Origin of the sequence: Streptomyces azureus, assembly GCF_001270025.1 — a bacterium.
Lineage (GTDB): Bacteria > Actinomycetota > Actinomycetes > Streptomycetales > Streptomycetaceae > Streptomyces > Streptomyces azureus.
On the sequence record NZ_DF968286.1, the window covers coordinates 1 to 24,853 of the forward strand.

General features: G+C 71.5%; 21 protein-coding genes. 11 read left to right on the forward strand and 10 right to left on the reverse strand.

The genetic code is table 11. The features are described 5' to 3' along the window. The coding region (locus tag AOQ53_RS18145; protein ID WP_059418569.1) for an SAM-dependent methyltransferase at nucleotides 1-732 on the reverse strand (732 nt) is incomplete at its 3' end. Nucleotides 733-847: 115 nt separating this feature from the next. Between AOQ53_RS18145 and AOQ53_RS44705 the strand changes: the two genes are divergently transcribed. Continuing rightward, the gene (locus tag AOQ53_RS44705) at nucleotides 848-1,039 is read left to right on the forward strand and encodes a hypothetical protein (RefSeq protein ID WP_059418570.1); all 192 of its coding nucleotides are present in this window, start codon (nucleotides 848-850) and stop codon (nucleotides 1,037-1,039) included. 28 nt (nucleotides 1,040-1,067) lie between these two features. Here the strand turns inward: AOQ53_RS44705 and AOQ53_RS45235 are convergent, their stop codons facing one another. Both AOQ53_RS45235 and AOQ53_RS18160 read right to left on the reverse strand, forming a co-directional pair. After that, entirely contained in the window at nucleotides 1,068-1,529 is a 462-nt protein-coding gene (locus AOQ53_RS45235; RefSeq protein ID WP_059418572.1) for a hypothetical protein, read from the reverse strand. A 493-nt stretch (nucleotides 1,530-2,022) separates the two neighbouring features. Next, on the reverse strand, nucleotides 2,023-3,504 hold the full coding sequence (locus AOQ53_RS18160) for an MFS transporter (protein WP_059418575.1): 1,482 nt from the start codon (nucleotides 3,502-3,504) through the stop codon (nucleotides 2,023-2,025). A gap of 86 nt (nucleotides 3,505-3,590) precedes the next feature. Between AOQ53_RS18160 and AOQ53_RS18165 the strand changes: the two genes are divergently transcribed. Next, nucleotides 3,591-3,986, forward strand: coding sequence for a MarR family winged helix-turn-helix transcriptional regulator (locus AOQ53_RS18165; protein ID WP_059418578.1), 396 nt, complete (start codon nucleotides 3,591-3,593; stop codon nucleotides 3,984-3,986). Between the two features lie 7 nt (nucleotides 3,987-3,993). Here AOQ53_RS18165 and AOQ53_RS18170 read toward each other — a convergent pair whose 3' ends face one another. The 3 genes from AOQ53_RS18170 to AOQ53_RS18180 form a co-directional block, all read right to left on the reverse strand. After that, entirely contained in the window at nucleotides 3,994-4,722 is a 729-nt protein-coding gene (locus tag AOQ53_RS18170) for a maleylpyruvate isomerase family mycothiol-dependent enzyme (protein ID WP_059418582.1), read from the reverse strand. 56 nt (nucleotides 4,723-4,778) lie between these two features. Then, nucleotides 4,779-5,657 (reverse strand): SDR family oxidoreductase, encoded by an 879-nt coding sequence (locus AOQ53_RS18175; RefSeq protein WP_059418586.1) that lies wholly within the window; start codon nucleotides 5,655-5,657, stop codon nucleotides 4,779-4,781. Between the two features lie 182 nt (nucleotides 5,658-5,839). Then, on the reverse strand, nucleotides 5,840-7,012 hold the full coding sequence (locus tag AOQ53_RS18180; protein WP_059418588.1) for an MFS transporter: 1,173 nt from the start codon (nucleotides 7,010-7,012) through the stop codon (nucleotides 5,840-5,842). 142 nt (nucleotides 7,013-7,154) lie between these two features. Here AOQ53_RS18180 and AOQ53_RS18185 point away from each other — a divergent pair, with 142 nt between their 5' ends. Further along, the gene (locus AOQ53_RS18185; RefSeq protein WP_059418589.1) at nucleotides 7,155-8,633 is read left to right on the forward strand and encodes a glutamate-cysteine ligase family protein; all 1,479 of its coding nucleotides are present in this window, start codon (nucleotides 7,155-7,157) and stop codon (nucleotides 8,631-8,633) included. Nucleotides 8,634-8,652: 19 nt separating this feature from the next. Here AOQ53_RS18185 and AOQ53_RS18190 read toward each other — a convergent pair whose 3' ends face one another. The 3 genes from AOQ53_RS18190 to AOQ53_RS18200 are packed head-to-tail and all read right to left on the reverse strand — an operon-like array spanning nucleotide 8,653 to nucleotide 11,387. After that, the gene (locus AOQ53_RS18190) at nucleotides 8,653-9,795 is read right to left on the reverse strand and encodes a Gfo/Idh/MocA family protein (protein WP_059418590.1); all 1,143 of its coding nucleotides are present in this window, start codon (nucleotides 9,793-9,795) and stop codon (nucleotides 8,653-8,655) included. Then, nucleotides 9,765-10,475 carry a ThuA domain-containing protein gene (locus AOQ53_RS18195; protein WP_059418591.1) on the reverse strand — a complete coding sequence of 237 codons (711 nt, stop codon included), beginning with the start codon at nucleotides 10,473-10,475 and terminating at the stop codon, nucleotides 9,765-9,767. The genes AOQ53_RS18190 and AOQ53_RS18195 overlap by 31 nt, the downstream gene beginning before the upstream one ends. Before the next feature lie 51 nt (nucleotides 10,476-10,526). Further along, on the reverse strand, nucleotides 10,527-11,387 hold the full coding sequence (locus AOQ53_RS18200; protein WP_059418592.1) for a class I SAM-dependent methyltransferase: 861 nt from the start codon (nucleotides 11,385-11,387) through the stop codon (nucleotides 10,527-10,529). Between the two features lie 77 nt (nucleotides 11,388-11,464). Here AOQ53_RS18200 and AOQ53_RS18205 point away from each other — a divergent pair, with 77 nt between their 5' ends. The 5 genes from AOQ53_RS18205 to AOQ53_RS18230 all read left to right on the forward strand — a co-directional run bounded on the left by AOQ53_RS18205 (nucleotide 11,465) and on the right by AOQ53_RS18230 (nucleotide 16,406). Beyond that, nucleotides 11,465-11,893 (forward strand): helix-turn-helix domain-containing protein, encoded by a 429-nt coding sequence (locus tag AOQ53_RS18205; RefSeq protein WP_059418594.1) that lies wholly within the window; start codon nucleotides 11,465-11,467, stop codon nucleotides 11,891-11,893. Between the two features lie 94 nt (nucleotides 11,894-11,987). Then, entirely contained in the window at nucleotides 11,988-13,256 is a 1,269-nt protein-coding gene (locus AOQ53_RS18210) for an MFS transporter (RefSeq protein WP_059418596.1), read from the forward strand. Nucleotides 13,257-13,844: 588 nt separating this feature from the next. Beyond that, complete coding sequence (locus AOQ53_RS18215; RefSeq protein WP_059418598.1) at nucleotides 13,845-14,336, forward strand: pyridoxamine 5'-phosphate oxidase family protein; 492 nt, start codon at nucleotides 13,845-13,847, stop codon at nucleotides 14,334-14,336. 156 nt (nucleotides 14,337-14,492) lie between these two features. Beyond that, nucleotides 14,493-15,269, forward strand: coding sequence for a carbonic anhydrase (locus tag AOQ53_RS18225; RefSeq protein ID WP_174523315.1), 777 nt, complete (start codon nucleotides 14,493-14,495; stop codon nucleotides 15,267-15,269). Between the two features lie 117 nt (nucleotides 15,270-15,386). Then, on the forward strand, nucleotides 15,387-16,406 hold the full coding sequence (locus tag AOQ53_RS18230; RefSeq protein ID WP_059418604.1) for a LacI family DNA-binding transcriptional regulator: 1,020 nt from the start codon (nucleotides 15,387-15,389) through the stop codon (nucleotides 16,404-16,406). A gap of 100 nt (nucleotides 16,407-16,506) precedes the next feature. Here AOQ53_RS18230 and AOQ53_RS18235 read toward each other — a convergent pair whose 3' ends face one another. Beyond that, a complete protein-coding gene (locus AOQ53_RS18235) occupies nucleotides 16,507-20,478 on the reverse strand; it encodes a glycosyl hydrolase (protein WP_059418606.1) in 3,972 nt (1,323 codons plus the stop codon). Between the two features lie 208 nt (nucleotides 20,479-20,686). Between AOQ53_RS18235 and AOQ53_RS18240 the strand changes: the two genes are divergently transcribed. The 3 genes from AOQ53_RS18240 to AOQ53_RS18250 form a co-directional block, all read left to right on the forward strand. Continuing rightward, nucleotides 20,687-21,949, forward strand: coding sequence for an MFS transporter (locus AOQ53_RS18240; RefSeq protein ID WP_059418608.1), 1,263 nt, complete (start codon nucleotides 20,687-20,689; stop codon nucleotides 21,947-21,949). A 30-nt stretch (nucleotides 21,950-21,979) separates the two neighbouring features. Then, nucleotides 21,980-23,443 (forward strand): L-fucose/L-arabinose isomerase family protein, encoded by a 1,464-nt coding sequence (locus tag AOQ53_RS18245; protein ID WP_059418610.1) that lies wholly within the window; start codon nucleotides 21,980-21,982, stop codon nucleotides 23,441-23,443. Between the two features lie 260 nt (nucleotides 23,444-23,703). Further along, a partial coding sequence (locus AOQ53_RS18250; RefSeq protein WP_059418612.1) for a cation:proton antiporter occupies nucleotides 23,704-24,853 on the forward strand: 1,150 nt, incomplete at its 3' end.

Genomic DNA, 24,853 nt, shown 5'->3' on the forward strand with positions numbered 1-24,853 from the left:
GCCGACGAACAGGGCGCAGAGGAGGGCCGCCCTGTGGAGCACGGGAGTGGTCCAGTCGAGGATCCGGCGCGTGGTGAAGCCGGCGGCGCAAGCCATCAGCGGGTACCGCTCGCAGGGTTCGATGTCGTCGAAGCGCCAGGTCCCGCGTACGAGGCCGTTCGGGTCGAGGGTCCCGATCGGCTGATCCGTACGGGAAGTGACATCGACGAGGACGAGCCGGCCGCCCGGGCGGAGCAGCCGGAAGCTTTCGCTCAGGAACGACCTGCGGCCCTCATGGCCGAAGTGGAAGGCGGCCTCCAGGCAGTGCACGCGATCGAACGAACCGTCCGTCAGCGGTATCTCCGCTGCCCGCTGCGGCAGAGCCGTGGCGTCGGCGACAGCGAAACGCACGCCGGAAAGGCCGCCGAAGCGGCGACGTGCCTGGTCGATCTGCGCGGGCTGGATGTCCACCCCCAGCGCCCGGCACCCCGCGGCGCCCAGCCGCGCCGTGGTGTCGCCGCGACCGCATCCGGCGTCCAGGACGAGCTGTCCGGGCCGGGCGTCCAGCAGCGCGAGCGACCGGCGGACCAGACGGCGCTGAAAGGGCACCGGCCCGGTCAGGGCCGCGAACGGCAGGGTGGGCGGCGTGAAGTAGCCGATGTTGGCCAGGCTGTCCCAGCCGAGGTGCCGCAGCACCCGGAAGAGCACACTGTCGTCGCTGTACGCACTCGCGAGGTCCCCGCTGTCGTCCATCCCGCATCCTCCGCTTCCCGTGGGGCACCCACACCGGGCGCACTGCCCGTGTCACCGCCCGGACCTGCGCTTACACTGAGCTCATAAAGGACGTTCGTGACGTACCGGAACTGTCGTGCGCTATCAGCGGCTGCTCGTACCGGCCTTCGCCTTGGTCCTCGTGACGGTGCCCGCGATCTCCGCCCGGGCACAGGGTGAGGAAGTTCCGCGCGGCCCCACCTTCGCCGCCCGCGCTCTTCAGGCGCTGATCGACGGTATCCAGTTCGGGGTGATCATCGCGATCAGTCCGGACTCGATCATGCCCTGAAGGATCTGCGCGCCCTCCTCGAAGGCGATCACCACGGCGGATCGGCGTGATCGGCCCCAACGGCGCCGGCAAGTCGACACTGGTCATAGCGCAGGGCGTCGGTGACGATGGCGGAGAAGTCCATGGCGCACCCCTCACCCGACGCGTTCGGCCCGGCCGATGCACGACGCCCGCTCCGGTCACCCGGTCGATGAACGACAGTGACATGCCGGAAGCCGCGGCGCCGATGATCGCGCACGCCTGCCGCCAGGACCCGGTCCGCCGACTGCGCGGCAACGGCCTCCCGGCCCGCCTCGTCACTGGAGACCACAGTCGGCACGGGCTTGCCGGGGCTGAGCGCGTAGAAGTCGTTCGCGAACCTCTGCAGCCCGAACACCCCACCGGTGACCGGCTCGGCCCAGTTGGAGCGGTAATGGCCCGCGCCCTGATGATGGAGCCGCAGCTGCTGGCTCGGCGTCGCCGCGCTCCTGCAGAAGACGCGGATCGGCACGGCTGTCCGGGCCGTCTCCGCCAACCGTGACCTCGCGGAGGCGTCAGTGTTCGGGGGCGAACACCGCTCCCACCTTCACCGACTACGAGGACGACGCTTTCATCTCCGCCTCCGCTCGTTACAGGCGGCGGTGGTCGACTGGCCGGCCATCCGCCCGTCATCTGTACATGAGGGTAGACTCCATTCGGAGTCCGGAAAAGCATGAAACGTACACTTTTTCGATTGGTTGCACTTCGCGCCTCGGCCCTGCGTTCCCTTCGCGGGTCACGCAGGGCGTCTGGAGTACGGCTGGAAACGCTCCCTAGTGCCCCGGCAGGCGACGTTCGCCCGTCAAGGAGCGGCGTCCGGTGCGTGCTCTGGGGGTGCCCCTTGCTCGAAGAGCTTGGGTGAGTGCCGGCCGGAAGCCCTCGTACTGGATGTACTCGGGCTTTCGGCCGGTGCGGCGAGAGGGCGTGCCGGGCCTCCGACGGGGCGAACGTTGCCTGCCGGGGCGCTAGTCGCGTACGGTGACGCGCTCCGCCTCCTTCGGGGTGGACTTGGCGACCACGACGGACGGCTGTTCCCGCCGGGTCCGCAGGCCCGTGAGGGTGATCAGCAGGCCGGCGAGGGCGATGAGCGTCACGACCACCAGTCCGGGCCGGTAGCTGTCGAGGACGGCCTGCGGGGAGGTGTTGCCCTGCTCGGGGGAGTTCGCGGTCACCACCGCCGTCACCACGGCGAGGAAGATCGCGCCGCCCACCTGGACCGAGGTGTTGAGCAGCCCGGAGACCATGCCCTGCTCGTGCTCGGCGACGCCGTTGGTGGCCTGGACGTTGAGGGACGGGAAGGTCAGCGCGAAGCCCGAGCCGACCAGCAGCATCGTCGGCAGGATCACCGCCGCGTAGACCGGGTCGAGGTCGATGCGCAGGAACAGCACGTAGCCGGTCACCATCAGGGCGAAGCCCAGCACCATCAGCCGGGCCGTGCCGAAGCGGTCGATGACGGCTCCCACCTTCGTCGCGGACAGCGCCACCAGCGCGCCCGCCGGCAGGAAGGCCAGGGCCGTGTGCAGCGCCGACCAGCCGAGCAGCTGCTGCATGTAGAGGGTCACCAGGAACTGGAAGCCGATGTAGCTGCCGACGAACGTCAACGCGCCCAGCTGGGCCCGCACTTGCGGCCCCGAGCGCAGCACGCCGAGCCGGATCAGCGGGCTGGGGCTGCGCCGCTCCACGGCGACGAAGGCCGCCAGCAGGACGGCGACGGCGGCGAAGGACAGGATGGTCCGGGCCGATCCCCAGCCCACCTCGGGTGCCTCGACGACGGTGAAGACGAGCAGCAGCATCGAGGTGGTGCCGAGGACGGCACCGGGGATGTCGTAGCCGCCCTGGCCGCGCTCGCGCTCACTGCGCGGCAGCAGCTTCAGGCCCACGAGCAGGGCGATCAGCGCGATGGGAGCGGGCAGGAGCATCGTGAGCCGCCAACTGGCCTCCGTGAGCAGGCCGGAGAAGACCAGGCCCATCGAGTAGCCGGTGGCGCCGCAGGTGGTGTAGATGGCCAGGGCGCGGTTGCGCAACGGGCCCTCGGGGAACGTCGTGGTGATGATCGACAGGCCGGCGGGGGCCGTGAAGGCCGCGCTCAGGCCCTTGATGAAGCGGCTGGCGATGAGCAGCGGCCCCGAGTCGACGAGACCGCCGAGCAGCGAGGCCAGCGCGAAGACGCCCAGGGCCACCAGGAAGACCTGGCGCCGGCCCAGCAGGTCGGCGGCGCGTCCGCCGAGGAGTAGCAGACCGCCGTAGCCCAGGATGTAGCCGCTGACGATCCATTGCAGCGCCGAGGTCGACAGGCCGAGGTCGGCACCGATGGAGGGCAGCGCGACGCCGACCATGGACACGTCCAGGGCGTCCAGGAACATCGCGGCGCAGAGCACCAGGAGGGTGCCCCAGAGCCGGGGAGTCCAACGTCCGTCGGACGTGGGGGAGGTGAGCGGAGAGGTCATGCCCGAGAGATTACATGCGCATGCATGGGATGCAAGTGCATTTAATTCAGGTGCAACATTCTTGGTTCTCTGTTACGGTGCGGCGCATGGCGGCGAAGCAGGCCGAGCAGGCGCTCGTGGAACAGTGGCGGGACATTCTGGCGCTGCGCGCGCGAACACAGTGTGAACTCGACCGGGTTCTGCACGACCACGGCCTGTGCGCCAGCGACTTCGAGGTGCTCGACGTCCTCGCCGGGCGCCGGGCGGCGAAGGGCACTCGCTCCTACCGCGTCCAGGAGATCTCCGAGCGGATCCATCTGAGCCAGAGCGCGCTGTCGCGGCTGATCGCCCGGCTGGAGAAGGAGGGGCTCGTCGAGCGCTGCATGTGTCCGGAGGACCGGCGGGGTGTTCGCGTCGCTCTCACGGCGAAGGGGCGCACGCTGCACGGTGAGGTGCTGCCCGTGCAGCGTGCGGTGCTGGCGCGGATGCTGGCGGACGGCTGAGCCCCCGTCAGATCCCTGATGTCTCCCGCCACAGCTCGGCGAGCGCCTGGTCGCCCGTGACCGACGGCAAGGGAGCCCGGTTCCACAGCGCCAGATACAACTGCCCGGCTGGGCCGGACAGTTCGCACTCGGCCTCCCTGGAGGCGCCTCGGGTGGTCACGGGGGGCTCGGACGACAGCCGTACGGTCCACACGGCGTCGGTGTCGTCCGTGCGCACCCGCAGGACGCGCGGCTCGTCCGTGCGCACCCGGCTCCTGGAGCGGGCGTGGAAGCCGCGCAGCAGTTCGTCGATGCCGTCGGTGGCGAAGTCCGCGGCGACGGCAGCGATTTCTGCCCCGCGTGCGGACTCCGCGTCGAACCGGTGCACGGCCGTCTCGTGCGCCTGCCGCCGGGTCCAGAAGGCGAGCGGGGACGGCGCGGGCAGGAAGGTGAAGCACTCCACGTCGGGCGAGGCACCGGCCAGCGTGTCGACGAGGTGACGGTGGCTGTCGCGGTACCAGGCCACGAGTTCCGCGCCGTCGACGTCCGGGACCTCACTCAGCGGACGGCGCTCGGTGTGCCGCTCGGCGACGTATGACGCGGCCCAGCGGTGCACCGCGCCCGTGTGCCGCAGCAGATCACGCACGTGCCACTCCGGGCACGTCGGCACCTTGGCGTCCGTCCCGGCCTCCTCGGCGGCCGCGGCCAGCAGCCGGCCCTCTGTCTCCAGCGCTTGCAGGAACTCGGCTGTCTCCATGGCGCCGAGTCTGCCGTATGGAGCGCGCTCCAAGCGCCGGAATTTTCCCGGGGGCGCTACGGCAGCGGAGTGCCCCCAGTGGCGTTGACGATCTCGGCGGTGATGTACGACGCGTCCTGGGAGGCGAGGAAGACGTAGGCGGGTGCCATCTCGGCCGGCTGCGCGGGCCGCCCGATGGGCGCCTGCTTGCCGAACTTCTGGGTGTCCGGCATCGTCGCCGGGATGAGCGGCGTCCACACCGGGCCGGGCGCCACGGCGTTGACGCGGACGCCCTTGTCGATCACCATCTGCGCCAGGCCCTGCGTGAAGGTGACGATCGCGCCCTTGGTCGTCGCGTAGTCCAGCAGATGCGGACTGGGCTTGTAGGCCTGCACCGACGTCGAGTTGATGATGCTGCCGCCCTCCGGGATGTGCGGCAGGGCCAGCTTGCACAGCCAGAACATGCCGTAGAGGTTGGTGCGCATCACCCGGTCGAACTGCTCGGTGGAGATCGCCTCGATGCCGTCGGGCTGCGACATCTGGTACGCCGCGTTGTTCACCAGGACGTCGATCCGGCCGAACTCCGCGACGGCACGGTCGATCAGCGCCCGGCAGTTCTCCTCCTCCCGTACGTCGCACGAGACGGGCACGGCACGCCGCCCGGCCTCCTCGACCAGCCGGGCGGTCTCGGCGGCGTCGTCCTTCTCGTCGTCCAGGTGGGTGAAGAGCACGTCGGCTCCCTCCCGGGCGAACGCCAGGGCGACCGCGCGGCCGATCCCGGAGTCGCCGCCGGTGATCACGGCCTTGCGGTCGGTCAGCCGGCCGCTGCCCCGGTAGGACTTCTCACCGTGGTCCGGGGGCGGGTCCATGGGGCCGGTCCAGCCCGGGTGCGGCTGGTCCTGGGAGGGAAACTCCGGGGTGGGGTGCTGTTCGCCGGGGTGCTGCTGATCGGTCACGGGTCTGCCTCCTTGTGCATGGCGTACGGCCCGGTGATCACAACCGCTGATCGCAACGGGCGAGGCCCCGGGTACCCCGATGCCGGAGTACCGATCACCCGGCCCTTGCCGGGTCTGCGCCGGCGCGGTGTGAACCACCTGGGGCCGGCCCGGGCCTCGGCGCTCGAGTCCGGCCTGCTGGATCAGCGCGCCGCCGCGCCGCGCGTCGCGAAACCGATGGCCGCTGCCACTGCGGCAAGGATCGCCACGCTGGTGAGTGCGGTCGGGAGGGAGAACCAGTCCGCCATGAACCCGATGGCGGGCGGCCCCAGCAGCATGCCGCCGTAGCCCAGCGTGGAGGCCGTGGCGACGCCGCTGGGGCCGGCGAGCGTGCCCGCGCGTTCCACGGCCACGGGGAAGAGGTTCGCCAGGCCGATGCCTGTGACCGCGTACCCCAGCAGGGCCGCCCACAGGGCGGGGGCGAGTGAGCCGAGCAGCATCCCGGCCGCCGCCGTGGCGCCGCCCGCCACGACGGTCCGGGTCCGCCCCAGACGTTCCAGGAGCGTCGTGCCGGTCAGGCGGCCCACCGTCATGGCGAGCGCGAAGCAGGAGTAGCCGATGGCCGCGGCACCCGGCGAGGCGCCCAGGTCCTCTTCCAGATGCAGGGCACCCCAGTCGGCCAGCGCCCCCTCGCCGTAGGCGGTGCACCCCGCGATCAGGCCGAAGACGAGCACGAGTCCCCGGGTACGGCCGTCGAGCCGGCGCGGGGCGGCGCCCTCCGCGGGCCGTTCCGGTTCCGGTGGCACCGGAGGCTTCTGGCGCAGGAGCGTGGGGCCCGCCACGGCCGTCACGAGCAGCCCGACGACGGTGAGCAGCAGCAGGTGCCGGGTGGGGGAGAGGGACCCCGCGACCAGGGCGCCCAGCCCCGCGCCGATCATGCCGCCCAGGCTGAACGCGGCGTGGAAGCTCGGCATGATCGGCCGCCGCATCGCGGCCACGAGGTCCACGGCGGCGCTGTTGAAGGCGACGTTGATCCCGCCGTAGGCGGCGCCGAAGACCAGCAGGACCAGGCCGAGCGCGAGGGCCGAGTGGGTCAGCGGGGGCAGGGCGACGCTGAGGGAGAGCAGGACGGCGCAGGCGACGGTGACCTGGTGGTTGCCGTAGCGGCGGCACAGCCGTCCGGTGAGCACCATGGTGACGACGGCTCCGGCGGAGACGCCCAGGAGGGCCAGTCCGAGGGCGCTGGCGGAGGCGCCGGTCTGTTCCTTGATGGCGGGGATGCGCACGACCCAGCCGGCGAAGACGAAGCCGTCGAGGGCGAAGAAGACGGTGATCGCGGTGCGGAGTCGGGAGAGGGAGTTGCCGTTGCCCGGCACGGCACTGTGCGTTCGGGATTTGTTTATTTGCGGCACAAACTCAGGCTAGGTGGGTGCGGGCACCACGACAAGGTGCGCCGCCGGGACGAGAAGGTGCGACGCTGGGACGAGAGCCATCCGCCGAGGGAACTCGGGAGCGTACATGGGACGTGACGTGCCGGCCCTGGTGTTCACACGGGAGGACCGCCGTCGGTACCGGGCCAAGATGCAGACCGACCTCGAAGTGCTGGCCCGGATGCTGAGCGAGTCCAGCTTCGAGAGCGAGCGCCCCCGGGTCGGGCTGGAGATCGAGCTCAACCTGGTGGACGACCGCGGGCTGCCCGCGATGCGCAACACCGACGTGCTCCGGGCGATCGCCGACCCCGCCTGGTCCAGCGAGCTGGGCCGCTTCAACCTGGAGATCGACATCCCGCCCCGGGAGCTGACGACCGGCGGCCCCGGAGCCTGGGAGCAGACGATCCGGGACGCCCTGAACCACGCCGAGGACCGCGCCGCTGCCGTCGGCGCTCACCTGATCATGGTCGGCATCCTGCCCACTCTGGACGAGGCGGACGTCAGTGAGTCCGCCCTCTCCGGTGACCCGCGCTACCGGCTGCTCAACGAGCAGATCTTCGCGGCGCGGGGAGAGGACCTGCGGATCAGGGTCGACGGCGTGGAGCGCCTGTCGACGTACGCCGACACCATCACTCCCGAGGCGGCCTGCACCAGCACCCAGTTCCACCTCCAGGTGGCCCCCAAGGAGTTCGCGGATTACTGGAACGCGGCACAGGCCATCGCGGGTGTGCAGATCGCCCTGGCGGCGAACTCGCCCTTCCTGTTCGGCAGGGAACTGTGGCGCGAGACCCGCATCCCCCTGTTCGAGCAGGCCACCGACACCCGCCCCGAGGAGATCAAGGCCCAGGGCGTACGGCCCCGGGTGTGGTTCGGGGAGCGGTGGATCACCAGCGTCTTCGATCTCTTCGAGGAGAACGTGCGCTATTTCCCGGCCCTGCTGCCGCTGTGCGACGACGAGGACCCGCAGCAGGCGCTCGACAGCGGCGGCTTTCCGCAACTGGGCGAACTGACCCTGCACAACGGCACGATCTACCGCTGGAACCGTCCCGTCTACGCCGTCACCGAGAGCGGCCCGCATCTGCGCATCGAGAACCGGGTGCTGCCCGCCGGCCCCACCGTGGCCGACATCATCGCCAACGGCGCCTTCTACTACGGCCTCACCCGCGCCCTGGTCGACGAGGACCGGCCGATCTGGACGCGGATGTCCTTCTCGGTCGCCGAGGAGAACCTGCACACCGCGGCCCGCGACGGCATCGACGCCCGCCTGTACTGGCCCGGCACGGGTGAAGTGCCGGTCACGGAACTGGTGTTGCGGCGTCTGCTGCCGCTGGCGCACCGGGGTCTGGAGCTGGCCGGCATGGACGCGGCCTGGCGCGAACCCCTGCTGGGCATCGTCGAGCAGCGCTGCGTCACCGCCCGCAACGGCGCCCTGTGGCAGGCGGAGACGGTCCATCATCTGGAGAAGGCCGGCGTCTCCGACCGGCGTGAGGCTCTGCGGCAGATGACCACCACGTACATGGACTACATGCACATGAACGCGCCCGCGCACACCTGGCCCGTGGACTGACCGCCGCGGCATCACCGGGTCACGCGGGGCTGGGGGCGGCCTGGCCTCCCCACTCCTCGGCGGCGCCGCCCCAGTCCTCGACGGCCGTCAGCGGGACGGGAGCGGGCGGCTGCGCCGATGTCGTCAGCTCGATGCGCCGTCCCTCGGCCGACGAACGCAGGAGCGCGGTCATCGTCTCCAGTACGTGCAGGGCGAGTTCGCCGCTCGCGCGCGGTGCCCGCTGCCCGTCGGCGGCGATGAAGTCGAGCAGCCCGACTCCCCGTGCGCCGTCGGCGTAGCCCGCGGACGGCGGGAGCGTGCGCCACTGTGTGTCGCCGAGTTCGAAGAGCCGTACGTCGCCGTCGAAGCGGTTCGGATCCGGGACTGCGAGGGTTCCCACCTCGCCGTGGACCTCGATCGGGGACGCCGTCGTGGCCACCCCGTCGAAGCTCGTCGTGATCGTCGTCAGCGTCCCGTCCACGTGCTCCAGCACACCGGAGACATGGCTGTCCACCTTCACCGGTATCCGCTCTCCCGTACGCGGACCGGAACCGATGACCCGCTCGGCGCGCAGTCGGCTGGACGCCCCCGTCACGGCCCGCACCGGGCCCAGCAGGTGGACAAGGGAGGCGAGGTAGTACGGCCCCATGTCCAGCAGGGGGCCGCCGCCCTCGGTGTAGTAGAAGTCGGGGTGCGGGTGCCAGCGTTCGTGGCCCGGGGTGACCATCACGGCCGAGGCGAACAGGGGGCGCCCGATGCTCCCGGCCGCCAGGGCCGCCCGCGCCGTCTGAAGTCCGGTGCCCAGCACGGTGTCCGGCGCGCACCCCACGCCGACGCCCGCCTGGGCGGCGGCCGTCATGACGGCGTGGGCGTCGGCGAGCGTGGCGGCGAGCGGCTTCTCCCCGTAGACGTTCTTGCCGTGGCCGATGGCCCCGAGGGCGATTCCGGCGTGCGCCCCGGGGGTGGTGAGATTCAGCACCGTGTCCACCTCCGGGCTGCTCAGCAGCTCCTCGACGGTCAGCGCCCGGACGCCGGGCAGTTCGGCGGCGGTCGCGGCGGACCGGGAGGCGTCGAGGTCGGCGACCGCGGTCACGCGCACGGCGGGATGACCGACCAGCGTGTCCAGGTATGCGCGGGAGATGACTCCGAGCCCTACGACGCCGATGCGGTGCGCGCCGCCCACAGCATGCCCCTCTCGATGATGGTGCGGACGTCGGGGTTCTCCAGCACGTCGAGGCTGTGCCCCGGCGTCGTCACCACGATCCGCCCGGCGCCCCACCGGCGGGTCCAGACCGCCGGCGACGTGACCGGCCGGTGCCAGGGCTCCCACGGCCGGGTGGGATGCGTGGTGGTGGCCAGGACGTCGATGAGGTCGTCATGGAGCACCCAGTACTGCTCGGTGCGCAGCTCGAAGTCCTCGATGCCCGCGGTGACGGGGTGCTCGCGGCCGGCCTCCGTGACGGTGATGGTGTGCGGCAGGAAGTTGTCCTCCGGCCCGCCCCGGCGCTCGCACGGTTCCCTGCCCGGGTGCGTGGCGAACTGCCCTCCCACCAGGTGGAGATAGTCGGAGGAGGCGCGGAACGAGTCGGTGATGCCGCCGTGCCAGCCGGTGAACCCGGTGCCGGCCACGACCGCGGAGATCAGCCCCGCGAGCTGCTCGCGCGTGATCTCCGACATCGTGACGCACTGCACGATCAGGTCGGTGCCGGCCATCTCGGCGGCGTCGGCGTAGACGTCGGTCGACTCCTCGACCCGGACGGCGTATCCGTTGCTTCGCAGGAAGGGCAGGAACAGTTCCGTTGCCTCGACCGGCTGGTGCCCCTCCCAGCCGCCGCGGACCACCAGGGCTTTCTTCAGCGTCATCGTGATCTCACTATGCGCCGGGCGTCCGCGCTCACGAAAGAGGGCCGGGCCTCACGAAAATTTCGCTGACGAGGCCCGGGCGCCGACCGTCCAACAGGCCGCGGTGAAGCGGACTTCCGAGCCGTGCACGAAGGGCTCGAAGGCGGCACGGACCGTCTCGACGACCCGGCCGCGGGTCCGCTCGTCGACCTCGGGCAGATACATGCCCACCGGACCGAGCCGGGTGAAGTAACGGACCAGCTCCTTCTCGGGCAGGGTGCAGACCACGTCGACCGGCCGGATGTCGATCCCGGCCCAGCCGCTCTCCGCCAGGGTGTGCCGGACCTTGTCCGGGTCCGCGAAGGCGAACTGTCCCGGCTCGTCCGGGCGGCGGACGGGCAGGTCCGGGAGCAGCGGTGACGCGGCGCGCTGGGCCGTCGTCATGAACGGGTTCTCGGCCGGATCGCGCCAGACGACGCACCGGAGCGCGCCCTCGTCCCTGACGGCGCGCCGGAGGTTGGCGAAGGCCCGGACGGGATCGTGGAAGAACATGACGCCGAACCGCGAGATGACGGTGTCGAAGGTGCCGGGTTCAAAGGCGTGTTCCTGTGCGTCGTCGCAGACGAACGACGCCGGTACGTCCTCCCGATCGGCGTACTCCCGGGCGGTGCTGATCATCGGTTCGGAGATGTCGATACCGACGCAGCGTCCCTCCGGACCGAGCCGTCGTGCCACGGCCAGCGTGATGCCGCCCGTACCGCAGCCGACATCGAGCACGTGCCGCGCCTGTTCGGCGACGACGGCATCGACGAGGAGCTCCTCGAAGGGCCTGAACATCTCGTCCAGCACTCCCTTCAGCTCGCCCCAGGCGTGACCGGCGCGCCCGTTCCAGCGGGCCGGCTGCTCGTCGTCGGCCCTGCGCGCAGCGTCCATGGCTGTCTCTCCTTCTGGTTGCCTTCGTCGTACCGGGATGACAGCGTTCTACTTCAAGTCGACTTGAGGTCAAGGCTATGACAGAGCTGGACATCGCCGAAGTGGCGCGCCGCGCCGGGGTTCCGGCATCGACCCTGCGCTTCTACGAGGAGAAAGGGCTCATCTCCCCGACCGGCCGGCGAGGCCTGCGCCGTCAGTACGACCCCGGCGTACTGGAGCGGCTGGCGCTGATCGCGCTGGGGCGGACGGCCGGGTTCTCGCTCGACGAGATCGCGCTCATGTTCGCGCCGGACGGGCAGCCGCGTATCGACCGGCAGATGCTGGCGGCCAAGGCGGAGGAACTGGACCACAGGATCCGTGAACTGGGCGTGCTGCGCGACTCCCTGCGCCATGCCGCCGCGTGCCCCGCGCCGAGCCATATGGAGTGCCCCACCTTCCGCCGCCTCCTCGACGCCGCGGCGTCCGGCGGTGTCGCGGTGCCGGGCAGGCGGGTTCCCGGCAGGTAAGGGGCGTCGGCGCTCTTGGTCCAATCGTGGTTCGCGCTTTGCCCGATTCCCGGTGTTCCGTGCCTAGCCTCGGCTCCGAACTTGGGAGGCCGCAGTGCTGAAGACCGTGAAAGAGCAGGCAGCGGGTCTGACGAAAGACCAGCGCAACGCCTTCCTGGCCGCCTATCTCGGCTGGGCGATGGACGCGTTCGACTATTTCCTGGTCGTGCTCGTCTACAGCGAGATAGCCGACGAATTCCACGTCTCCCTGACCGACATGGCCTTCCTCACGACTGCGACGCTGGTGATGCGGCCCATCGGCGCGCTGCTTTTCGGCATGTGGGCGGACCGCCGCGGCCGCCGCATACCGCTCATGGTCGACGTCGTTTTCTACTCGATCGTCGGATTCGCCTGCGCCTTCGCGCCCAACTACACCGTGCTGCTGGTGCTGCGCCTGCTCTACGGCATCGGCATGGGCGGCGAGTGGGGCCTGGGAGCGGCCCTGGCCATGGAGAAGATCCCGGCATCCAGGCGTGGCTTCTGGTCGGGGCTGTTGCAGAGCGGCTATTCGCTGGGGTACCTGCTGGCCGCCGTGGCGTTCTTCGTCATCGAGCCCGTCTTCGGCTGGCGGGGACTGTTCGCCTTCAGCCTGCTGCCCGCGCTGGTCGCGCTGTGGGTGCGCAGCCGGGTGGAGGAGAGCGAGGTGTGGGAGAAGAGCGTCCGGCTCAACCGCACCCCTGCGCACCAGGTGTTCAAGGACCCGGCGGTGCTGCGGCGCTTCGTCTACCTGGTCGCGCTGATGACCGCCTTCAACTGGATGTCGCACGGCACGCAGGACATCTACCCGACCTTCGTGAAGAAGGGCCTGGACCTGTCCGCGAACACCTCGATCGCGATCGCCGTGGTCTACAACATCGGCGCCATGATCGGCGGTGTGCTGCTCGGTGCGTACTCCGAACGGCTGGGCCGCCGCCGGACGATCATGATCGCGGCGGTCGGGGGCCTGGTCGTGGTGCCGTTCTTCGTGCTGTCCACGACCGTCGGCTGGCTGATGCTGTCGTCCTTCCTGATGCAGGTGTGCGTGCAGGGAGCGTGGGGTGTCATCCCGGCCCATCTGACCGAGATGAGCCCGGACGCCGTCCGGGGCTTCTACCCGGGCGTCACCTACCAGCTCGGCAACCTGATCGCCGCGCTCAATCTGCCGATCCAGGAGGCCCTCGCCGAGCGCCACGGGTATCCGTCGGCGATGGCGTGGACCATCGTGCCCACACTGGCCGTGGTGATCCTGCTGAGTGCGATCGGCAAGGAGGCCAAGGGGGTCCGCTTCGGAAGCAGCGGTCCGCAGGCGCCGAGCACGGCGGCGACGGGCACGGCCCAGCCCTGACGGGCAGCGTGCGCCGTTTCGCGCAGGGTGAGACCCCGCCGCCTGGTGAGCACCCGGCGCCGCGCAAGCCCTCGAGCAGGGGAGGTTCCCGCCGCCGGGTGAGTTCCGAGTTCTGCGTAGGCCTCCGGCGTCGTACGAGCCCTCGGTGCCGCGCAGGCTCCCGCCGGGTGAGCACCCGGCGCCGCGCAAGCCTCCGCTGCCGGGTGATCCCCCAGGGCTGTCCGCAAAGTCCCGGCCCCGCGACCCCCGGCACGCTCCACCGAAACGATCTCCCGCCGCCGCACAACACTGAGTGCCGTAGGGGTGGTCGGTGGTGGTCGTGTGCGGGTCAGCTGTGGCTGGTCGCGCAGTTCCCCGCGCCCCCAAGAACAATGCCACCGCCGCCGCACAAGCCCTATCTGTCGCCACCCCCCCGGCCCCACCGCCGCCGGCTCCGGCCAGGCGTGGAAAGGAGCGGGAGGTCTCGGCCCGACCCGAGCACGCGTTCCTAGAGTGATCCCCGTGTTGCCGCCTCGCCGCCGCGGGCCACGGCGACGCGGCGAACGGAAATACCGGAAGCACCGCAAGCACCGGAAACTGGGGGAGCGCATGAACGAGGACACCCGCAGCGCGGCACGCGCGATCATCGACGGGAACCTGTACATGGTGCTGGCCACCGTCGGTGCGGACGGCACGCCCTGGGCCTCGCCCGTCTTCTACTCCACCGAGGACGGACGGGACTTGTACTGGGTCTCGTCCCCCGAGGTCACCCACTCCCGTAACATCGCCCACCAGCCCCGGATCGGCATCGTCCTCCACGACTCCCGGGCCCCGGTGGGCACGGCGAGCCCTTTCGCCCTGTACCTGAAGGCCACGGCCGAGGAACTCCACGGGGAGGAGGCCCTGGAGGGACTGCGGGTGATCCCCGGCCCTGCCGGGCGCGGCGGCCGTTCCCTCGCCCCGGAGGAGGTGCGTCCGCCCGCGCCGTGGCGGGTGTACCGGGCCCGGGTCAGCGAGTACTCGATGATCTGCCCCCGCGGGGAGGGACGCTGCGCCGAACACGGGCTGGACTACGAACACCGCGCGACGGTCCGCTTGTGACGAGGGATCACACAGCGTCCGAAACCCTCACGTCCTGCGTTTTGGAACAGCACTTCTCCTGCCCTGCATCAGCGCTGTACGGGCGCTAACCGGCCTCCCGCGACAGTTGGATCACCGCTCCCGCCAGGGAGAACGGAGACCGAAAGGGACGGCCACATGAGTACCGCCAGGACACCACAACGCAGGGCCATACTCACCGGCGGGCTGGCTGCCACCGCAGCCATGCTCACCGCCTGTTCGTCGAACTCGGACAGCACGAACGCGGGGAAGACGTCGGCGGTGGGCGCGGCGAAGACCCCCTCGCCCTCGCCCGCGGCGGGCCCGCGACCGGACTCGCCCTGGGCGGCGTTCGCCCGGCTGATGGACGGCAACAAGCGCTGGGTGGACGGAAGGCTCCAGCACCCCGACCGTGACCCGAAGCGGCGCGAGTTCGTCGCCGAGGCGCAGGACCCCTACGGCGTCATCCTCTCCTGCATCGACTCCCGCGTTCCGCCGGAGCTCGTCTTCGACACCGGCCTCGGCGACCTGTTCGTGATGCGCACCGGCGGGCAGGTCGTGGGGCCGGTGGTCGTCGGTTCCGTGGAGTACGGGCCGATGACGTCCGGCACCCCGCTGATCGTGGTCCTCGGACACCAGCGCTGCGGTGCGATCAAGGCGGCCTACGAGGCGATGCGCGACGGCAAGAAGCTGCCCGGCAACCTCCAGGCGATCTCCGACGCCCTGCGGCCGGCCTACCGGGAGACCACCAGGGGGAAGCACGCCGACCCGGTCGACGCCATGGTGCGGATCCACACCAAGCAGACCGCCGCCGAGCTGCGGACCAACCGGGACCTCGCCCCGCTCGTGAAGAAGGGCGACCTGGCGGTCGTCAGCGCCTACTACTCGCTCGACACCGGCCGCGTGGAAGTCCTCACCGGAGCGCCCTCCGCCTGATCCGCAGAGATGACGTCGACCGGTCGGGAAAAACGTTCCACGCCCGGTCACGTTATACTTGGGGCGCCCGTGAAGGACACCGTCGTGCCTGGTCGCACGGCTTGCGACAGCGAGGGGGTGGACGCCGTTCCGGCACGCCCCGCCCGCATCCAGGACGTCGCGGCAGCCGCCGGCGTCTCGGTGTCCACCGTGTCGAACGTGCTCAACCGGCCCGAGCGCGTCAACGCACAGACCGCCGAGCGCGTCCGCATCGCGGTCGCCGCGCTCGACTACGTCCCCCACCCGGGAGCCGCCGGCCTGCGCACCGGCCGCGCCTCGGCCATTGGCCTGGTCCTGCCCGACGTGACCAACTCCTTCTACGCGCGCATCGCACGGGGCGCCGCGGACGCGGCCTACGACCACGGCTACTCCCTCGTCCTGTGCCACAGCGGGGACGCCCCGGAGCGGGAGCAGGGCTACTTCAGCATGCTCGTCGAGCAGCGGGCCGTCGGCGTCGTCGTCGTGCCGCTCAGCGCCGACCCGGGCCGGCTCGCCCGGCTGCGCGAGCGGGGCATCCCGCTCGTCCTGGCCGACCGCGCGATGCCCGACCGGGAGGGCTGCTCGGCCTCCGTCGACGACATCGCCGGCGGCCGTATCGCCGTACAGCACCTCCTCGACCGAGGCGCGCGCGACATCCTCGTCGTCAACGGCGAGCGCGGCATACGCCAGTGCGCCGACCGCTACCAGGGTGCCCGGCAGGCCGTGCGCAGCCGGCGCGAGGCACGGCTGGACCAGGCCGTCGCCGAGCGCATGACCGTCGCGTACGGCACACGGATCGCGCACGACCTCGGGGAACTGCCCGACGGGGTCTTCTGCACCAACGACTTCCTCGCGGCGGGCCTGTGCCGGGGCCTGACCGACCGGGGCGTGCGCATCCCCGAGGACCTACAGGTGGTCGGCTACGGCGACCTCGACATCGCGACCTTCGGCGCCACCACCCTCACGACGGTCCGGCAGCCGGTCGAGGACCTCGGCCGGGCGGCCGTGGAGATGCTCCTCGACGAGATCGAGGCCCGCGCGGACCACGTCCACGAGACCCGCGTCTTCGCCCCCGGCCTCGTCCTGCGCGACTCCACCCGCCCGCCTTCCGGCGACTAGGGGGCTTCTGATGGATCTCCGCGGCGTCGCGACGCCCGGCACGCCGAGAGCACGCACCGAACGCCGCTCCTTCCTCCGAGGAGATCCATTCAGAAGCCCCCTAGATTCCGTCGTCCGGGCCGGACGGGATCCGCAGCGTCACCGGCCCCCACAGCCCCGACGACAGCTGGGAGTCGAACGCCCAGGCCGTCGGCGTGGCCTCCGCGAGGTACGGCGCCAGCGTGCCCCGGACGGTCACCTCCAGCCGGACGGTCCGCCCGGCGGCACCGCGCAACGGGAAACGGTACGGCGCGCAGAACGCCTCACCGGCCGGCTCTCCGTCGACCCGCACCTCCACACTGCCGCGCACCCGCCCGAGATCCAGCACGGGATCGGGCCCCGACGGCACCTCCAGCGCCCGCGCGTACGTCACGCCTCCGCTCCAACTGCCCAGCCCCAGCTCCCGCCAGTCCCCCAGGGGCAGCGGCGCCGGTACTGCACGCACACGCACCGGCCCCCGCCAGGCGGAGCCGGCCCGCAGGACCGCCGTAGGTTCCGTGGTCACCTCGACCGGTGCGGACTCCGGCAGTGGTTGACGAAGGGTCAGCTGTGTGTCCTTCAGGGGTAGTTCCGGCCCGTCCCCGACGCGCACACTCGCACGGAGCGCCAACGGCAGGTCGAGCGACACCGTTCCCGCCGGCACGGTGAACCGGAAGCGCTGCGGAGTCGCGTGGACGTCGTCGGTGGAACGTGACGGCCATACGGTGCCGCCGAGCACCGGCCGGCCCGTGAGCCACCCGGTGTCCGGCAGCGGGTGCGGCCGTACCGCGGCGTGGCAGTGCTGCAACTCGCCCCGCCTGCGCTCGTCCTCGACGGTCCGCCCCCGCCGGCCGCCCGACTCGGCCTCCCAGCCGGCGCCGCTGACCAGGGCCGTCACCCCGTCCCCGGAACGCACCACCAGGTCGACGAACACCGCGTCCCGGGCGTCGGCGCTGTCGGCCTCGACCTCCAGGGTGTGCTCGCCCGCCCCGAACGCCGGTTCGTGCCGGAAGAACATCGGCACGGCGCCCCAGTCCGCCTCGTAGTACTCCACCTTCTCCTGCCGCGCCACGACCTCCCCGTCGAGCAGCACGGTGACCGCCGAGGCGGCACCCACGACGAGCACCGCCCGCGCGTCGTCGCCCGGCACCTGGAGCCGCGCGCGATAGGTGACGCGGCCGTCCGGCCGCACGTCGTCCGGTGGGCGCATGAACCGCGGACGCGGCCCGAGCCCGCCCGGCTCCGACAGACAGAAGAAGCTGCCCAGGGGCGTGTCGTCGGCGGCCGAGATCGTCGAGGGGCGGCTCTGGGCGCCGGACAGTTCGTACTCGAGCACGTTGCGGTCCCGGACCACCGTGACCCGGGCGGAGGCCAGGTAACCGCCGCCGTCCGGCTCCAGTGGCTCGCCGTTCCACCACACCCGCTTGACGCACTCCGCGCCGACGTGCAGTTCGGCGGGCCCACGCTGGTCGGTGTCCACGATCGCCCGGACCCGGGCGGCCGTTCCGCCGCCCGGCACCGGGACGCGTACGAACTCCTCGTTCACCAGCCCCTTGAGGCCCAGCAGCCCGCCCGGGTCCGGGATGCCCCGGCTCGACGAGTACACGGCGACGTCCCAGCCGGCGTCGGGCGGCACCAGGGGCAGTGCACCGGCCAGAATCCGCTCCACGGACGTGGCGTCCAGCGGCTCGGGCACCTCGTCGAGCGGCACCGGCGGCAGGACGCGGGCCCGGTTGCCGTACGTCACCCGGGTCCGCTCCCACGTCCTGCCCTCGGTCCACTCCATGGCCCAGATCTGCGGGCCGTCCACCGACGAACCCGGGGGCAGGGCGAGATCGCCCCAGGTGTTGTCCATGGTGGGGACCAGGCGGCCGTGCCAGCCGGTCGAGACGTCGATCACCTGGGCGGGCGACTCCCGTCGAGGCCGCGTGGGATTCGGCCGGCCCTCGCGCCACACGACCAGGGCCGCGGGGGCGCCGCCCAGCGGCACTTCGATGGTCGAGACGGCGCCGTCGGCGGAGACGGTGACGTGCGCGGGGGTGCGGGAACCGGTCGCAGGGTTCCAGACCTCGGCCTCGGCGACCGAGGCCCGCACGGTGACGGACGAGGTGCCGACGGCATCACCCGAGGGGGAGGACCCGGCCCGCAGCGGATGCGCGCCGATCTCGGGGAAGGCCGCCGTGACCAGTGCCACCGCCTCGTTGCCCGTCCGCCTGACGAGCAGCGGCACCTCGCCCGTGGCGTGACCGGCCGCGTCCGCCACGGCAGCCGCTCCGGCCTCCGGGTCGCGCACCCGCTCCAGCCGGGGATGCGCCAGCAGGGCCGCCACCACCGAGTCGTCGCCGGACCTGCCTGCGGCCGTGGCCGGCGGACGGCCCACGACGACGACGCGGCCGCCCGCGTCGAGCAGTTCGGTCAGCCGCCGCGCCGTCTCCTCCTCCAGCACACTCGCCGAGGGCAGCAGCACCGCGCGGTACGCCAGGTCCCTGATCCGCAGGGCGCCGTCGGCGGCCTTGGCGCGCTGTACCGAGTCGTCGTCGACGACATCGAAGGAGATGCCGTACCGGTCCAGGGCGCCGGGGTGCGGGGCGAGCCAGTTGTTCGTGCCGCACAGGTCGAGGTAGTGGCGCTGTGTCTGGTCGGCGTCGGCGTGGCCGTCGCCCAGCCGGCCGTCGCCGAAGTGCTGGACGGGCGCGTCCAGCGGGACGAGGGCCTGCATGGTGGCGGTCGGGTACAGGACCGCCACGTCGGCGGCGTAACTGCCCCAGGACATGATCGAGCAGATCCGGGCCACGGCCCGGGAGAACGCCGGGTACTGCTTCCAGTACGGCTGACGCCAGTCGGTGGACGGCGGTGCCCACTCGAACCAGCCGCCCGCTGTGCCGAAGTAACTGGCGTGCGGGTTGTACAGGTTGGCGCCGCTGCGCAGGAACGGCAGCAGCCAGTGGTAGGTGTCCTCCAGCGTGCCGCCCCAGCCGGAGGAGTGGAACGCCTCGATCCAGACCCGCTCGTGGCCGTAGAGGTGGGCCATGGAGGAGTGCACCTTGGCGTCGCCGTGGTGGTCGCTGCCGGCGGCGCCGTACCAGCGGTGGGTGCGGAAGTAGTCGGTGTAGATCTGCGTCGACTGGGCCGGGTATCCGGCGCGGGCGGGGTGGCTCTGGTCGCTGCCCAGCAGCATCCCGCGCTCGCGGTGCCATGCGGCCAGCGGCCGGAAGAGGGCCTCTTCGGTGAGTTCCGCGCGGACCGCGTAGTAGTCGGCGCGGATCTTCGTCTCCGGCACGGTGGCGTCCGTGCCGAACAGGGCCGGCAGGTGGTCGAGCAGGTCGTAGCCGCGCCGGGTGCGGAACTCGTCGGCGAAGCGCCGGCTCCAGGCGTTCGTGCCCGGCAGTTCGTCCTGGAAGCTGCCCGCGATGACGGTGCCCAGGTGCTCGGGCACGCGGCGGTCGTACTCGTGGTGCACGGCGTCCATCAACAGGCCGACGGCGTCCGGGTCCAGGTAGTCGAACGCCGTGGGTACGGCGGTGACGAGCCGCACGTCGGTTCCGTCGGCGGCGGCGACGGCCAGGGTGTGCCGGCCGTCCGGGGCGAGGCCGAGGCGTCGTCCCCGTGCGGTGTACGCGGCCAGCGGAGTCTCGGCATCCCGCAGGGCGACCTTGCCCCGGGAGACGGTGACGTCACGGCAGCGCAGCGCACTACCCCTGGCCTCGGGATGACGCCGTGTCACACCGCCCTGCACATTGGCGCCGGAGAACCCGATCTGGTCGTAGAACCACAGGCGTGTGCCCAACTCCGCCGCGATCTCACAGGCGTCGGTGAAGCGCGCCCACCACTCCTCGCCGAACCACGCCGGATCGTCGGCCCGGGCGCCGAACGTCGGGCCGGCCGGGGCCAGGTTGATCACGACGAGGTTGTGGACACCGCCCTCGGCGAACGCCCGCATCTGCCAGGCGAGTCGCTCGCGGGTGATCTTCGCTCCCGACCACCACCACAGGGGGGCGGGGCCGAAATCGCGGGGCGGGTCGTCGAACAGCTGCCGGAGAGCGGGGGAGATCACGGACGCAGTCCTTCCCCTAAAACGTTTTTAGGCCACCTTCACGGTAGGGGACCTGGGGCAGTCACGCCATATCCGAGAACGGCACGGCGGAAGCCGACACGTGGCCGTCGGTGTCTGCGCGACACCTTGTTGCAACGTTTTTCTCGCCCTATATTCGCTGCGACCAGGCCCCCGGAACCGCGATGGCACCAGACGACGGAGTCGCATCATGGCCGGTACCCGCCCCATCCCGAAACAGCTCTGGAAGGCCGCCGCCCTGTCGGGCATGGCCTCCTATCTCGACGCCGGGCTGATCGTCAGCATCTCCGTCAACCTGGCCATCTACCGCGACAGTTACGACATGGGCGTGTGGATGGCCGGTGCGATCAGCGCGATCGTCACCGGCTGCATCGCCGTCGGATCCCTCGTCGGCGGCCGGCTCGCCGACCTCTTCGGCCGCCGCCGCGTCTACAACTGGGACATCTTCTGCTTCGCGCTCGGGGCGATCGTCATCACGCTGGCGCCCGACGACATCACGCTGCTGATCGGCGTCCTCGTCGCCGGACTCGCGGCCGGCGCCGACCTGCCGACGTCCCTGGCCGTGGTCTCGGACGCCGCGCCCTCCTGGGCCCGGGGACGGCTCGTCGCCTTCACACAGGTCATGTGGATGCTGGGCATCGCCGTCGCCATCTTCCTCGGCTTCGTCCTGTCCACCACGGGCATGACCGGGGCCCGGCTCATCACCGGACAACTGGCCGTCGCCGCGCTCGTCACCTGGGCCCTCCGTTCCCGCCTGAAACTGTCCGGCGAACAGGACACGGAGGAGGAGACGGCGGCCGCCCAGCGCGGCAGCGCCCTGAAGAACATCTGGACGCGCGCCGCCCTGCTGCCGATGACCGCGACGTTCGTCTTCTACGTCACCTGGGGCCTCGGGGCCAACACCTTCGGCCAGTTCGGCACCTACCTGCTCGTCACCGTCAGCGACGCCTCACAGAGCCTGGCCACCGGGATCAACCTGGCGTTCATCCCGATCGGGGTGCTGCTCACCTTCGCGTTCGTCCGCGTCGCCGACAGCCCCTGGCGCGACCGGCTGTTCCACGTGGCCGCGGTGGTGCAGATCCTCGCCTTCGTCATCGCGTCCCTGACCGCGGGCGCGCTCGTCGGCATGCTCGTGTTCTTCGTGCTCTACCAGCTCTCCAACCCCTTCGCCGGAGAGGCGAACTACAAAGTGTGGTCACAGCTCACACTGCCCGCGGACACCCGCGGCACCACACAGGGCTTCACCTACGCCCTGTCACGGGGGGTCTTCGCGGTCGCCGCGTTCTTCACTCCCGCCCTGGCCGACTACAGCCCGGCCGTCCTGCTCTGGACGATCACCGCCTGCATGACGGTGGCCGCGTTCGCGGGCGTGTTCATCATCCGCGTCCTGGTCCCCCGTGCCACCGGCGCGGCGCATGACAGAGCGGACCTGCGCGTCCTCCCCAGCACCTGAGCCGCAGCACACCGACAAGGAGCACCGACCATGGCAACGACCGCGGACCGCACCGCTGGACGGGCCGCCGCCCTGCACGGCCTGCTCCCGCCGGCCACCCGGCGCCGCACCCGGATCGGACTGGTCGCCGGCGGACTCGGCACATACTGGCCGCAGTTCCCCGGGCTCCTTCCGCAGCTGAAGGAGTCGGCCGCCTACGTCGCCGAGCGCTTCCGGGGGATGGACGCGGAGGTGACCGACGCCGGGTTCGTCTCCGACGCCCAGGAAGGCGCGCGCGCCGCCGAACAGTTGCGCAAGGCCGACTGCGACCTCATCGTGCTGTTCCTGACGACCTACCTCACCTCGTCGATGGTGCTGCCCATCGCGCAGCGCACGCACACGCCGGTCCTGGTCATCGATCTCCAGCCGACCGAGAGGATGGACCACGCCTCCTTCGACACCGGGGCCTGGCTGGCCTACTGCGGGCAGTGCCCCGTCCCCGAGGTCGGCAACGTCTTCCGGCGCGCCGGCATCCCCTTCCGGTCGGTGTCGGGCTGGCTGCGGCAGGAGTCCGCCTGGCGGCGCATCGAACAGTGGATCCGGGCCGCGCACATCCGCGCCGCGCTCCGCCACGCCCGGCACGGCCTCATGGGGCACGTGTATCCCGGCATGCTCGACGTGCAGACCGATCCGACGCTGCTGTCCACGACGTTCGGGTCGCACGTGGAGGTGCTGGAGTTCGACGACCTGCGGCACCGGGTGGAGCGCGTGACCGAGCAGGAGACCAGGGAGCGCATTGCGCTCGCCCGGCAGGTCTTCACCCTCGACGACAGCGTGGTGGAGGAGGACTTCGCCTGGGGCGCGACCGTGTCGGTCGCCCTGGACCGGCTCGTGGCGGACTTCCAGCTCGACAGCCTCGCGTACTACCACCGGGGCCTCGACGGGGAGCTGCACGAGCGGCTCGGCGCCGGCATGATCCTGGGCGCCTCCCTGCTCACGGCCCGGGGCGTGCCGGCGGCCGGGGAGTACGAACTGCGCACCAGCGTCGCCCAGCTCGCCTCCCAGAGCGTCGGCGCCGGAGGCTCCTTCACCGAGATCCAGGCCCTCAACTTCGAGGACGGCGTCGTGGAGATGGGCCACGACGGGCCCGCCCACCTCGCGGTCAGCGCCCGCGACCCCCTGTTGCGCGGGCTCGGCGTCTACCACGGCAAACGCGGCTGGGGCGTGAGCGTCGAGTTCGACGTCCAGCACGGGCCCGTCACCCTGCTGGGCCTCGGCCAGGACGCCGACGGCAGCCTGTCCTTCGTCACCTCCGAGGGCACCGTCGTGCCGGGGCCCCTGCTGGAGATCGGCAACACCACCAGCCGCGTCGACTTCGGCCGCGATCCAGGCGAATGGGTGGACGCGTGGAGCGCCACGGGCGTCGGCCACCACTGGTCCCTCGCGGTCGGCCACCACGCGGCCGACTTCAGGGCGGCGGCGAGCCTGCTGGGCATCGACCACCGGACCGTGTGACAGGGAGAACGGGCCGCCCCACCCGGAGATGGGTGTCGCCCCCGCCCGGAGATGGGTGTGGGCACCGATGGTGACGGGCCCGGGGCCCGTGTGAGGCTGGCGGAGTCGCCGAGGCTCGCGTCGTTTGCCATGGCAGCGGCCTCGGGCGGCGCAGGGACGCGCACGACGCCGTCCGACCCAGCCCCACGAAGGAGGAGCGCCCATCCATCCCCGAACGGTGAAACGATCCGCCCCCTGCGTGCCCGCGAAGGCGGTGATCCGTGGGACACGCTGACAGTCTCCTCGCCATGGGCGGAGCCTTCCTGGCCGCCGCCCTCCTCGCCCGCCTCGGCGGCAGGACCGGACTCCCGACCATCCCGCTCTTCATGCTCGCGGGCATCCTGCTCGGCCCGCACACCCCGGGCCTGGTCATAGTCGAGGACGCACACGACTTTGAGATGCTCTCCGCGCTCGGACTGGTGCTGCTGCTGTTCTACCTGGGCCTCGAGTTCCACCTCGACGACCTCAAGAGCGGCGGCCGTCGCCTGCTGACGGCGGGCGGCATCTACCTGCTGCTCAACGTCGGCGCGGGGCTGGTCTTCGGGTTCGCGCTGGGCTGGGGCGTCCGGGAGGCGCTGGTGCTCGCCGGTGTCCTGGGGATCTCCTCGTCCGCCATCGTCACCAAGATCCTCATCGACCAGGGCCGCATCGGCCGCCCGGAGACACGCCTCATCCTGGGCGTCATCGTGGTCGAGGACATCTTCCTGGCCCTCTACCTCGCGGCGCTCCAGCCCGTCATCAGCGGCGCCCAGGGCATCGGCGACACGGTCCTGCAGAGCGCAAAGGCCTTCGGCTTCCTGCTGGTACTGGCCGCGGCCGCCCGCTACGGCACCAAGCCGGCCGGCCGTCTGATCGCGACCCGCGACAACGAACTGCTCGTCATCAGCTTCCTCGGCGCGGCCGTCCTCGTGGCGGGAGTCGCCGAGGTCCTCGGAGTCGCCGACGCCATCGGGGCGTTCATGGCCGGCCTGATCCTGGCCGGCACGCCGTCCGGCCCGCGCATCCGGGAACTCGTGCACCCGCTGCGCGACGCCTTCGCGGCGATCTTCTTCTTCGCCTTCGGGCTCTCCATCGACCCCGGCGACATCATCTCCGTCGTCGGACCGGTCACCGCGGCGGCGGCACTGACCGTCGTCATGAACGTCGCCGCGGGGCTTCTCGTCGCCCGCGTGTACCGCTACGGCACCGAGCCGGCCGCCGAGATCGCCACCACCCTCGTGGCCCGCGGGGAGTTCGCGCTGATCCTGGCCGCCATGGCCGCCGGCGCCGGGCTCGACGCCCGCCTCGCCCCGTTCATCGCCGGGTACGTCCTCGTCCTCGCGATCCTCGGCCCCATCGCCGCCGGCCGGGCCCACCTGCTCGCCCGCGCGC